The organism is Pseudomonas sp. WS 5079 (genome assembly GCF_012985465.1).
In the GTDB taxonomy this organism is placed as follows: Bacteria; Pseudomonadota; Gammaproteobacteria; order Pseudomonadales; family Pseudomonadaceae; genus Aquipseudomonas.
The window spans coordinates 23426-35590 of the sequence record NZ_JAAQWN010000018.1 but is presented as its reverse complement, the minus strand read 5'-3'; the positions used below and the strand labels follow the sequence as shown (position 1 = coordinate 35590).

General features: G+C 60.8%; 13 protein-coding genes. 8 read left to right on the top strand and 5 right to left on the bottom strand.

Annotation, left to right across the window (positions count from 1 at the left end):
• On the top strand, positions 1–539 hold a 539-nt coding region (locus HBO05_RS29125), incomplete at its 5' end, for a hypothetical protein (RefSeq protein ID WP_222932575.1).
• Here HBO05_RS29125 and HBO05_RS28325 read toward each other — a convergent pair.
• The 4 genes from HBO05_RS28325 to HBO05_RS28310 form a co-directional block, all read right to left on the bottom strand.
• Positions 524–1360, bottom strand: a complete 837-nt coding sequence (locus HBO05_RS28325; RefSeq protein ID WP_172314929.1) for an HAD family acid phosphatase — start codon at positions 1358–1360, stop codon at positions 524–526. The two genes, HBO05_RS29125 and HBO05_RS28325, sit on opposite strands and share 16 nt — an antisense overlap.
• A 349-nt stretch (positions 1361–1709) precedes the next feature.
• The gene (locus tag HBO05_RS29495) at positions 1710–2201 is read right to left on the bottom strand and encodes a hypothetical protein (RefSeq protein WP_170058084.1); all 492 of its coding nucleotides are present in this window, start codon (positions 2199–2201) and stop codon (positions 1710–1712) included.
• Between the two features lie 67 nt (positions 2202–2268).
• On the bottom strand, positions 2269–2907 hold the full coding sequence (locus HBO05_RS28315; RefSeq protein ID WP_170058001.1) for an XRE family transcriptional regulator: 639 nt from the start codon (positions 2905–2907) through the stop codon (positions 2269–2271).
• Between the two features lie 5 nt (positions 2908–2912).
• The gene (locus tag HBO05_RS28310) at positions 2913–3074 is read right to left on the bottom strand and encodes a hypothetical protein (RefSeq protein WP_172314927.1); all 162 of its coding nucleotides are present in this window, start codon (positions 3072–3074) and stop codon (positions 2913–2915) included.
• A gap of 171 nt (positions 3075–3245) precedes the next feature.
• On the opposite strand from HBO05_RS28310, the gene HBO05_RS28305 reads away from it, so the two are divergent.
• From HBO05_RS28305 to HBO05_RS28285, 5 genes are all read left to right on the top strand, one after another.
• Entirely contained in the window at positions 3246–5393 is a 2148-nt protein-coding gene (locus HBO05_RS28305; protein WP_172314925.1) for a TonB-dependent receptor, read from the top strand.
• A 132-nt stretch (positions 5394–5525) separates the two neighbouring features.
• Positions 5526–6068 (top strand): sigma-70 family RNA polymerase sigma factor, encoded by a 543-nt coding sequence (locus tag HBO05_RS28300; protein ID WP_172314923.1) that lies wholly within the window; start codon positions 5526–5528, stop codon positions 6066–6068.
• Entirely contained in the window at positions 6068–7012 is a 945-nt protein-coding gene (locus HBO05_RS28295) for a FecR family protein (protein ID WP_172314921.1), read from the top strand. Before HBO05_RS28300 ends, HBO05_RS28295 begins: the two co-directional genes overlap by 1 nt.
• A 102-nt stretch (positions 7013–7114) precedes the next feature.
• The gene (locus HBO05_RS28290) at positions 7115–9592 is read left to right on the top strand and encodes a TonB-dependent siderophore receptor (RefSeq protein ID WP_172314919.1); all 2478 of its coding nucleotides are present in this window, start codon (positions 7115–7117) and stop codon (positions 9590–9592) included.
• Positions 9593–9711: 119 nt separating this feature from the next.
• Positions 9712–10350, top strand: coding sequence for a hypothetical protein (locus tag HBO05_RS28285; RefSeq protein WP_169956949.1), 639 nt, complete (start codon positions 9712–9714; stop codon positions 10348–10350).
• A 57-nt stretch (positions 10351–10407) separates the two neighbouring features.
• Here the strand turns inward: HBO05_RS28285 and HBO05_RS28280 are convergent, their stop codons facing one another.
• Positions 10408–10953 carry a hypothetical protein gene (locus HBO05_RS28280; RefSeq protein WP_169956950.1) on the bottom strand — a complete coding sequence of 182 codons (546 nt, stop codon included), beginning with the start codon at positions 10951–10953 and terminating at the stop codon, positions 10408–10410.
• A gap of 168 nt (positions 10954–11121) precedes the next feature.
• On the opposite strand from HBO05_RS28280, the gene HBO05_RS28275 reads away from it, so the two are divergent.
• Both HBO05_RS28275 and HBO05_RS28270 read left to right on the top strand, forming a co-directional pair.
• Positions 11122–11451, top strand: a complete 330-nt coding sequence (locus tag HBO05_RS28275; RefSeq protein WP_169956951.1) for a hypothetical protein — start codon at positions 11122–11124, stop codon at positions 11449–11451.
• Between the two features lie 462 nt (positions 11452–11913).
• On the top strand, positions 11914–12162 hold the full coding sequence (locus HBO05_RS28270; protein ID WP_169956952.1) for a DUF1652 domain-containing protein: 249 nt from the start codon (positions 11914–11916) through the stop codon (positions 12160–12162).
• The last annotated feature ends 3 nt before the right edge of the window (positions 12163–12165 follow it).

Here is a 12165-nt window from a genome sequence, read left to right as displayed (position 1 = left end):
CTCAATGTACGACGATCCAATGTAGGAGCTGGCTTGCCAGCGATAGCGTCGGGTCAGCCAACATCAATCCCAGCAATGCCGCCGCCATCGCAGCCTCGCTGGGGCTCGACAGCTCCTACATTGATCCTCAGGGATTGGAGGATTGCATTTCACTGCCACCGCAGGATGCATACGGCACTCAATGTACGACGATCCAATGTAGGAGCTGGCTTGCCAGCGATAGCGTCGGGTCAGCCAACATCAATCCCAGCAATGCCGCCGCCATCGCAGCCTCGCCAAGGCTCGACAGCTCCTACATTGATCCTCAGGGATTGGAAGATTGCATTTCACTGCCAGGGCAGGATGCATACGGTACTCAATGTACGACGATCCAATGTAGGAGCTGGCTTGCCAGCGATAGCGTCGGGTCAGCCAACATCAACTCCAGCAATGCCGCCGCCATCGCAGCCTCGCTAAGGCTCGACAGCTCCCACCTTGATCCTCAGGGTTTGGAGGATTGCAGTTCAGCTGCCCCATCTGATCCTCATTGCTGCAACTGAAGGGCCTCACGCTTGAAAAAACGCTTCTGCTCAAATGGAATCTCTTCACGGTCGCCATAGGGCGCGCTGTACCAGTTGCCGTAGGTTGGGTTCGGCAGCAGGAACCAGCGTTGGCCGAACCAGCCGACATAAGGTTCGACCGCCCGGCGTTGGGCGGCCAGGGTGTTGTGTTCGGCCTGGACGAAATCCCCCAGGGAATCCCCGACCATCAACAGCACCCGTGCCTGGCTGGCGACCCACTGGCGACGGCAGTTCTTGCCGTAGCCCGCCGATGCGCAATGGCCGGTGGGGGTGGCGGCCGCCAGTACGTGTTCGTTGCCCTGCACCGGGAAGCCGCGCAGGCGCAGGTTGGCGACAGTGGCCTGGACTTGGCTGTGCTCGCGGTTGGTCAGGTAATACACCTTGATCCCCCGTTGCTGCGCCGCCTGCAAAAACGCCACGGCGCCGGGCAGGGCCTGGGCCTTGGCCTGGTCGACCCAGGTGTTCCAGCGGTCATAGGAGTAGACCTGGTTGTTGACGATGTCCCGCGCGTTGAGGGGCACGTTGTCCAGCAGGGTTTCATCGATATCGACGATCACTGCCGGCGGCAGGCCGCTGAGGTTACGCGGGGCAAAGGGCAGGGCGTCCCAGTCCTTGGTGGCCAGGGCCACATCGAGCTGGCGGGTGGCGTCGGCGAACACTTGGCGATAGATCATCTCGTGTTCGATGGAGGTCTGGGTCCACAGCACCGCATCCAGTTGATCGTTGGCGGGTGGATGCTGTTGGCAGCCCAGCAGCACCGAAGAAAGCAGGCATACGCCGGCGAAATTCATAAGACGCATAAAAAGAGTCGGCCTCAAAAATGGCGGTCGCGGATCGATGATCAGGCCCGGCACAGTAGCGCAGTATTGCGCCCCAGCCTGCATCAGACGCTTATTTTCATCAGGGTTAGATCGTTTATTTCCTTATCGAAGGTGCATAGCATTTTAGTGAATATCCATTGCGTCCATTTACTGGTCGCAGCAAAGGCGCTGGATGCAATAACAAACGCCCGTCTGCTGCCACGTTTTTGCAGTCTGCTTTTAATCAGAAGTGGACGGTCTGGCGTCGATTCCTGCTGCTCGGCCAGCGTCTTGCAGCGCGGCGCGTCATCTCTAGAATCGGCCCCAGAATTTAGACCTTTCCTGTCGATTACGGAGTTTCGAACATGATGAATGCCATGCAGATGCCAATGAACAACACGATGCCCATGATGCCGATGATGGGCATGCCGATGATGATGGCCACCATGCAGTGCGAGATGACCGGCGATGCCATGGTGTGCACCATGAAGCCGGCCGCCGGTATGGACATGGCGATGTTCAAGAACAACGCCGAAATGATGGCGATGATGATGAACTGCGGCATGCCGATGATGATGCAGTGCGCCAACCTGTCGATGATGTGCATGTCGCAGGACACCATGGCAATGCTCAACAACATGCCAGCGATGACCATGCCGATGATGAAGTGCGTCATGGAATGCACCCTGCAAGCCGATGGCATGACCTGCAAGATGATGCCGATGCCTGGTATGAGCATGGTGATGATGGACAACTGGTGCATGCTGATGAAGAAAATGATGAACGATTGCGCCATGCCGATGATGATCAGCTGCAACGGCATGCCGATGATGTGCTGCACCTGCTGAACCGACGTTTCGTGCGCATGAAAAAGCCCCGCCTGAGCAATCAGGCGGGGCTTTTTGCGTTCAGTCCAGGCGTTCGGGGTGGAGGATGACCAGGAACGCCAGCGCATCGCTGTCTGCCGGGTTGCGATAGCGGTGGGGCTGGTCGGCATAGAACAGGATCGAGTCGCCGGTGGACAGCAAGTATCGTTCCTCGTTGACGCTGACCTCCAGCACGCCCTGGGCCACCACCAGGTTTGCCTGGATCCCAGGCCGGCGGCCTTCGCACACCTCTTCACCGCGTGCGCTCAGGCGTACCTCATAGAATTCGGACTGGCGCGACATGTCGTCGGGGAACAATGCCCGGCTGACGAATGTGCCGTCGGCGCTCACCAGGCGTTTGCTTTGGTGGGCGGGCAGTAATTCAACTCCTTCGAACGAGCGGTTTTCCAGGAACGCCGCCACCGACACTTTCAGGCCCTTGGCGATTTTGCACAGCACCTTGATCGACGGTACGCTGCGCCCGGACTCGATCTGCGCGAGCATCGCCCGGCTGACGCCACAGGCTCGGGCCAGGGCATCCAGGGACAGGTAGCGTTTGCTGCGCAGGCGATGCAGGTTGTGCGCGACGCACTGGCCGATGGCATCGTCGTCGCGGCTGGCGCAATCCTTGGGTTGAGCGATGGGGGGCAGCACGTCGGGAAGGGCCTGGAGAAAACTCATCGGCGTTACGCCCGGCGTGTGTCGCTGGGCGCGTTACTGGCCTGCAACGTGAATACCGACAACCCGGCGCGCGCGGCGTACATTGCCCACATCAACTGGGCCGCTGCACGAGCCTGGCGGCGTTTGCGGTGGAGGGTGAAATCAATGATGTTGGCGGATATCGACATGGCGCAGTCTCGGGTGACGGTGGTGACTCGGTTGCTCCACATTACTGCGCGCAGCTTATTTCCTTAAATACTGAGTTTGCATTTATTAATTCTATTTTGGACTTAAAAACAGACGTGACCTGCCGTATCCGATGTTCTTCCAACGCTTGAACTTTCCCAGGATTCGGCCCCATGCGCCTGCCACAACCTTTGCTGTTTCTCCCTCCTCGTTGGCTCGGTTTTGGCGTTGCCCTGACATTCACCCATCTGGCCCAGGCCCAGGAGGCGCTGCAGTTGGCGCCGCTGCAAGTCACCAGCACCGAACTGAGCGAAGGCGAAGCGGCCCAGGCGCAACTCCGGCAGGTGCCCGGCGCTACCAATTACGTCGACATGGCCAGCGTCGAGCAGGGGCGGGTGAGCAGCAATGAAGATGTGTTCAAGTACCAGGCTGGCATCTACGCCAAGGCGGCGAATAACGAAGGGGTGAAAATCTCCATTCGTGGCTCGGGCATCAACCGTGGCCCCGGCAGCCATGCATCCGGCCTGTATGAAACCATCGACGGGCTGCCACTGACCGGCCCCGGCGGAACGCCTTACGAGCTCAAAGATCCGCTGTGGCTCAGCCGCGTCGAAGTGCTGCGCGGCGCCAACGGGTTTGATCGCGGCGCACTGGCCCTGGGCGGGGCGGTCAACTATGTCACCCACACCGGCTACGATGCGCCCAAGTTGCGCGTGCGCTACGAGGCCGGCAGCCATGGGTACGCCCAGCGGGAAATCAGTTCCGGGCAAGTGCTGGGCGATGCCGACTATTACATCAGCCTGACCGACACTGACTACGATGGCTTCCAGCAACAAAGCGCCGGCAGCGGCAAAGGCGTGGCGGCCAACTTCGGCTACCGGTTCAACCCGGACCTGGAAACCCGCTTCTATTTCCGTTACCGCGAAACCGCCAACGACAGCCCCGGCAAACTCACGCGCCAGCAGATCGAGCACAGCCCGCGCGCAGCCAACGCCCTCAACCTGGCACGTGACTCCAAGCGCTTGCAGCCGGGCTCTACCTGGATCGCCAACAAGACCACGCTGCAATTGGACGATAACTCCCGCGTCGAAGCGGGGCTGGTGTATCACGACTACCCCATGGACCTGCGCGAAGGCACCAACCGGCTCAAGGTGGCGTATACCGATATCAGCGGCACCTTGAACTACATCCGCCAGGACACGCTGCTGGGGCGCGACAGCAAGACCACAGTCGGCCTGCGCACCACCCAGGGCCTGCCCAATAACGGTGTGTCGGAGTACGTGCGGGTGCCTGCCGGTGCCACCGCCGGTTTCGCCCCGGGGACCAAGACCCGTGACTACAGTTACCTGGGGTCGGATACCGTGCTGCACGTGAGCAACGACCTGGAGCTGCTGCCCGACCTGTGGCTGACCACCGGCCTGGCGGCGATCTATACCCGTCGCGAAACCGAAGTCACCTATCCCGACACCCATGCCCCCTTGAGCACTCATGACTGGGACTATGCCCCGCGCGTGGGCCTGCGCTATGACTTCAACCCGCAGTTGCAGGTGTATGGCAACCTGAGCCGCTCGGTGGAGCCGCCGCATGCCTGGTCGATGATCTGGGGTTCCAACAAGTTCTTTGCCAAAGACTCGGGTAGGCCGGAGGCCGGCTTGACCCGCGAAGGCGTGAAGCTGCAAAACCAGACGGCCACCACCCTGGAAGTGGGCGGGCGCGGCGAAGCGTGGTTCGGCCAATGGGACCTGGCGTTGTACCACTCGCTGGTGCGCCATGAACTGCTGAGCGTCGAAACCCAGGCGGCTACGCCTAACTTGTCGCAGGTGGTCGCCGAATCCAACGCCAGCCCGACCCTTCACCAAGGCCTGGAACTGAGCCTCACCAGCGCGCTGTGGGACGGTGGCAATACCGGTCGCCTGGCCCTGCGCCAGGCCTACACCTTCAGTAACTTCCACTACCGCGACGACCCGCGCTTTGGCGACAACACATTGCCCGGTATCCCCAAGCACTATTACCAGGCGCAGTTGCGCTACAGCCATCCCAGCGGCTTTTTCAGCAGCCTCAATGGCGAGTATTCCTCGCGGGTGGCGGTGGACTATGCCAACTCCTACTACGCGTCGGCCTATGGCTTGTTGGGTGCCACCCTCGGTTACGACGCACCGAAACAGGACTGGCAAGCCTGGGTCGACCTGCGCAACCTGACCAACCAGCGCTACGCCAATACCGTGACCCCGGGTTATGACGATCATGGCAGCGATATGGCGCGCTCGACGCCGGGTGACGGCATGGGCGTGTACGCCGGCGTTTCCTGGAGCTTGCGCTAAACCCTTGCAGGCGCCGGCAAGCCGGTGCCTACGCCGATACCCAGGCGCCATCGTTGGGCCCTTGCTCTGCCATCGTTTTACTGTCATCGTTTGCGCGATTGGTAATCTTTCTTGTTTGAGAAATTTTTGCGCATGCATGACTTTCCCGTGGCCGATTGTGATACAGCCCGCCGCCAGCAGACACTCACCGCGCTCTACAGCGACCACCATTCCTGGCTCCAGGGATGGCTGCGCAAGAAGCTCGGCTGTTCGCAGCATGCGGCGGACCTGGCCCAGGATGCATTCGTGCGGGTGTTGCTGCTGGCCGAGCCCCACAACATTCAGGAGCCTCGGGCATTTCTCGCGACCACTGCCGGGCGCTTGCTGATTGACGGTGCGCGGCGGCGCAAGATCGAGAAAGCCTATATGCAAGCCCTGGCCATCCAGTACGAAGACGCCGGCATGCCTGACCCTGCGACTATTCATGTGGCGTTGCAGGCCCTGGAACGCATTGCGCTGATGCTCGCCGGCCTGCCGGACAAGGCCCGCGAGGCGTTCCTGCTCAGTCGCCTGGATGGGCTGACCTACAGTGAAATCGCGGCCCAGCTCCAGGTCTCGTCCAGCACGGTGAAAAACTACATCTCCAGCGCGTTGGTGCACTGCTACCAGACCCTGCATGGCGCGGATCCGTTGTGATGCCCTCCGAACAGATTGTCAGTGAAGCGGCGCGCTGGCTGGCGTTGCTCAATGACGAGGACGTCAGCGCCGCCGACCGTCAGGCATTTGAAGCCTGGTGTGCGGCCGATCCACGTCATCGGGTGGCCTTCGAGCGCATGGGGGCGTTGTGGGGCAGCCTCGATGGACTGCCTGCGGAACCTGCACGCCTGGCGTTGAAGCAAGCCTTCATTCCACGCAAAGCCGGGTACGCCGTGCGCGGCGGGCAAGCCCTGGCGTTGTTGGGGGTGTTGGTGGCCGGCTGGGCGAGCGTCGAGCAACTGCCGCTGTGGATGGCCGACCAACGCACCGGCGTCGGCGAGCGCAGTCAGGTGGTATTGACCGATGGCAGCCAGGTGCAGCTCAACAGCAACTCGGCGTTGGACGTGAAGTTCGACGGCCAACAGCGTGTGATCGAATTGCTCAAGGGCGAGATGTGGGTCGAGGTGGCCAAGGATGCGCAACGGCCGTTCGTGGTGCGCACCGATCAGGGCACGGCGACGGCATTGGGCACGCGTTTCCTGGTGCAGCGTGCGGTGGATGGCTCGACGGTGGTCACGGTGATCGAGTCAACGGTGGCCGCCAAAGGCACTGACAGCGAGGCCGTGAAGGTGACGGCAGGCCAGCGCGCGATTCTCAGGCAGGGGCACGCCCAGCCAGCGCAAGCGGTCGGCAGCGGCGACCCGGCGGCCTGGACCCGGGGCTTGCTCACGGTGGATGACCGGCCGTTGAGCGAAGTCCTGCAAACCCTGGCCAGCTATCGCCATGGGGTGGTGCGGTTTGATGCCCAGGCGTTGCACGGGATGCGTGTGTCGGGGGTGTTCAAGCTCGATGACAGCGATGCAGCGCTGGCGACCCTGGCGGATAACCTGCCGATCAAGGTGGAGTATTTCACCGACCTGCTGGTGGTGATCAAACCCCTCTGATCTGCCTGAAGACGCCCGTTCAAATAAAAACCGGTCTCATTCATACCCGATTTCCCGACATGGCCGTCATGGAATATAGAACCCTCTTTTCCAGGACCTCTCATGTCACGCTTTGCTCGTCCGTTGCACCCGCTGGCGCTGTCAGTGGCGATGGCTTTTGCCGCTGTGCCCCTGACCATTCACACCGCATGGGCTGATGAAAGCAGCCATTTCTCGATCCCTGCCGGTGACCTGAGCCAGGCCCTCAACGGCTTTGCCGAACAGGCCGGGCTGGTCCTGGCCTTTGATCCGGTCTTGACCCGTGGCAAGCGCAGCAGTGGTTTGAACGGGCAGTTGAGCAGCGACGCGGCACTCGCCCAGTTGCTGGCGGGCAGCGGTTTGCGTGCCCAGGCGCTGTCTGCCCAGCGCTATCGTATCGAGCCGATTCCCCAGGCGGATGGCTCGGTGGAGTTGCAGGCCACCACCATCAGCGGCGCTGCTCAAAGTGAAAGCCCCGTCGGCCCGGTGTCCGGTTATGTGGCCACGCGCAGCCTGTCGGGCACCAAGACCGACACCGCGCTGATCGAGACCCCGCAATCGATCTCGGTGGTCACCAAAGACCAGATGCGTGCGCAGAATGCCGAGAGCCTCAACCAGATCCTGCGCTACAGCGCCGCGGTCGTCCCGGAAACCCGTGGCGCCACCGCCTCGCGCCTGGACCAGTTGACCATTCGCGGCTTCTCGCCGGTGACTTACCTCGACGGCCTGCGCGTGGCATCGAGCCGCGATGCCTCGCCGCAAAAGGATGCCTTCGACCTGGAGCGCGTGGAGGTGCTGCGCGGCCCAGCCTCGGTGTTGTACGGCCAGGGCAGCCCCAGTGGCGTGATCAATATGGTCACCAAGCGCCCGTTGGATACGCCGTTCCATGAAGTCGGCGTGGAGTACGGCACCTTCGACAAAAAGCGCACCACCTTCGATCTCAGCGGCCCGCTGGATGAGCAAGGGGTGTATTCCTACCGCGTCGCCGGATTGTTCGACGATGCCGACGGGCAGGTGGAGCACACCGAGACCCGTCGTCAATCGCTGTCCTCGGCCTTCACCTGGCGCCCGAACGAGGACACCTCGCTGACCCTGCTGGGGCATTTTCAGAAGGATCCCAAGGGTGCTTCCTACGGCTCGATGCCGGCCTGGGGCTCGGTGTTGCACAGCCCGCTGGGGCGCAAGATCGATGTCGACTTCTACGATGGCGAGAAAAACTTCGAGAAGAGTGACCGCGAGCATTACTCCATCGGCTATGCCTTCGAGCATCACCTCGACGACGTCTGGACCGTGCGCCAGAACGCCCGCTATATGCGCAGCGAAGGGATCTACCGCAGTATCTACAGCAGCAACTTGCAGGCCGATTACCGCACCTTGAACCGCTCGACCATCGCCACCGATGTCGACATGGACGCCTACAACCTGGATAACCAGTTGCAGGGCAAGTTCGACACCGGCCCGGTGCAGCACACGCTGTTGATGGGGCTTGATTACCAGAACACCAGCGTCGATACCAAGGCCGGTTACGGCAAGGGACCGGACCTGGATATTTTCGACCCGGTGTACGGTGCGCCGGTGACCACCCCGGCATTTTCCAGCGACGCGACCCAGCGTAGCGAGCAGACCGGTGTGTACCTGCAGGAGCAGGCGAAGTGGGATAAATGGGTACTGTTGATGGGCGGTCGTTATGACTGGGCCAGCACGGATAACAGCTCGTTGAGCTTGACCGACGGCAAGAAAACCAAATCCTCCCTGGACAGCAAAGCCTTCACCGGCCGCCTGGGCGTGGTTTACCTCTTTGATAACGGCCTGGCGCCTTACGCCAGCTATTCCGAATCCTTCTCGCCGCAAACCGGTACCGGCTACGGCGGTTCGGTGTTCAAGCCCACCGAAGGCAAGCAGTACGAAATCGGCATCAAGTACCAGCCGCCAGGCAGCAACAGCTTTATCACCGCCGCCATCTTTGACCTGCGCCAGAACAACGTGCCGACCATGGACCCGGATCCCACCCACCTGTGTGGCAACGGTCGCTGCCAGGTCCAGGACGGTGAAGTGCGCTCCCGTGGCTTTGAACTCGAAGGCAAGGCCAGCCTCAACGACAATCTGGATATCACGGCGGCCTATGCCTACCTCGATAACCGCATCAGCAAATCCAACAGCACCGTGCGCTACGCGCCGATCACCGACATCGGCGTAGGCCCGGCCGTGCCGACCCAGGGCACCACCACCTACGCTGTGCCGCGCCACACCGCTTCGGTGTGGGCTGACTACACCCTGCATGACGGCAACCTCAAGGGCTTCGGCGTCGGCGCGGGTGCGCGTTATGTCGGCTCGTCCTGGGGCGATACGGCCAACACCTTGAAGGTTCCCGGCTACACCTTGTTCGATGCGTCGGTGCACTACGACATCCCGCACATCAACACCCTGGGCGACAACCTGCGCCTGGCGCTGAACGCCACCAACCTGGCGGACAAAGAGTACGTGGCGTCCTGCTATTCGTACTCGTGGTGCTGGTACGGCTCGCAACGCACGGTGCAGGCCAGTGCGACGTATCAATGGTAAATGCCGATAACGAGTGAAGATTTTTCCTACAGCGGCCTTTTACCCGGGCCGTTGACTCTCTATTATCCGCCCCCAGCACCTCCGGCCATGGAGACGCTCCATCAACTAAGGAAGTCGTAATGCACATTGGAAAAATGCTGGGGTTGGCCCTGATGATGTTGGCAGTGAGTGGCTGCGCCAGCTTCACCAAGGACGAAGTCGCGCCAGTCACCCTGCCATCGAAGGCGAGCTTCGCCAACAAGCCGAACGTCTATGTCGACTTTGATTTCTATCAGGGCGAACCGACCAACGCTGCCGCTGCCGAAGTCCCCCAGGCGCGGGACATGCTGCGTCCGCAACTGCAAAAGATCCTCACCGATTCCGGCCTGTTCGGCCGCGTGACCCTGGATGAGTTCCAGAAGCAGCCGGGCGACTACAGCCTGCGCCTGAAGGTCTACAACCATCCGCCAGGTGGCGGTCAGATGGCATTGGCGTTTATCAGCGGCTTCACCTTCACCATTATCCCGGCGCTGGGTACCGACCAGTACACCATGAGCCTGGAGGCCCTGGACCCACAGGGCCAGGCGCTGAGCAAAGGCAGCAACCACGATGCGATCAACACCTGGTTGGGTATCTGGTTTATCCCGATGATGGCCTACACGCCAAAAGAAGCGGTGACCGATACCTTCACGCGCCAGGTCAATGCGCTGCTCAAGCAGATGGTCGAGAGCAATAACCTGAAGTACTCGGCACTGGATGCCGGTGTGCCGCGGGCCTGATTTTGGCCGCAAAAAAAGGGAGCCGGCTGACCGGCTCCCTTTTTTTTACCCGGGTTTTTACTTCAGTGCCTGAATGAACAGCGGATCGCTGTACAAGGCCTTGAGCAAGTCACGCACCAGCGGGTTATAGGCATTCGCCGCATTCGGAATCGCAATGGGGCCGAAGAATGAACTGGACCATACGCTGGTCACTTCCTTGGTGGCGTCGTACACCACGGCGTCATCCTTGAGCAAGGTAAAGCGCGCGGCCAGTGTGCCGTGGCCGGAACCCACGCCAGCTGTCAGCTCGTTCTTCACCAGCAGTACGTCAAGGCGCCGCGGCGCGCTTTGATTCAGCAGGCCGGCCAGGGACAGTTCCTGGGTAAGCGCCGCCTGCACATGGGCCGGGATACTGCCGGTGGGCGAGCTGATCGGATTGGCCCGGACCATCAACGAACCCTGGCCCGAGGCGGCAGTAACCTTGGCCTGGCTGATGGGTTGCAGCGCTGGCGTCTGCTTGAGGCGCTGGACGTTGTCGAAATTGGGCTCGTATTGCGTCATGGTCACGCCGCAACCTTGCAGCAGCAGTAAGACCAGTGGGGCCAACATAAGAAACTTCTTCACGGCATTTCCTTGCGTGAGGGGGGTAGGGGGGCGCGATTATGGTCAGCCGCTGGTAGGGCGGCAACCCGCGCGGGAAGGGGAGATCGCCAAGAAGGCATTTTGCTGGCCCCCATCTGCTGCATGTTTCGCCAAAATCACTTTTATTTTCAGGTGGTTAGGTGGATGCCAATGCGCAACGTAAAAATCACGCTGATTGCCTTGGCCCTGGCGAGCGGGGCGGCGGCAGCCCAGGGCAAGGCGCTGCGTGAAGGGGATCGGTACATGTGCAGTTGGGGCGCGGGTACGGCGGCCAGGGCCCAGGAGCTGAAGTTGGCTGGCGTTTCGTTGTATGCGGCGCGGCAGAAGATCCAGCGGTACAAGTTCGACAAGTCGTGGATGCGCATGATGGCCATGGGCATCACCGAGCAGACTTATGACAGCCCCTCGCGGCTCAAGCCGACGGCGGTGCGTTCGAGTTTTTATGAAGAGTGCGTGCGCTACAAACTTGCGCGTAGATAGACACGCTGCAGACTGGTTTATTAACCTGATGGTTATTAGGGTTTTAACCCGGCAAGTTTGGAAGTTGCACCAAAAAGTGGCACTAAAGATATCGCGAACCATGAAAAATGTGTGGTTATTGAATGACTTAGCGCTGTTTCAATCCGACGAAAGGCTAATAATAAACTTGTTACAGGTTGTCTCGGTGGTTATTATGACCGGGCGTTCACCTCCCACGGTTTATGCATTTTTAAATCCCAAGTTTCCATCAGCTACTTGGGATTTTTTTTGCCCGGGATTTGACCTTCATACCTGCTTGGCAGATAAGTGTCCGTGGTTTTTCTGGCGTCATTGCGCCGGCGCTTTCGGGGAAAAGTGTGGGGTGGCTAACACTTTCGTAGGATTGCCTACACGCGTTGCACAACCTGATCTACCCTGCATGGATCACGTCCATCGCGTCATGTGCGAGCAAGGGTGCCCAGGATGATTCCGATCGTTGAGTTGAGCCGCATCATGGCGTCCGGTTTCGTCCCGCTGGCGTGCGACTGTAGCGTCAACCCCCAGGGTTTCTTGACCATCCGTGTCTTTGAGCCGGAGTCCGGTCGCGTCGACCTGCTGTTGACCGGCGTGTCGCCCCAGGGCCTGGATAGCATCCGTGCCATCTCCAACCTGATCGGCGAGCTGCGCACCGAGCTCAAGGCCGGGCGCCGTGGGTTTGCGGCATTCGGCTAGGCG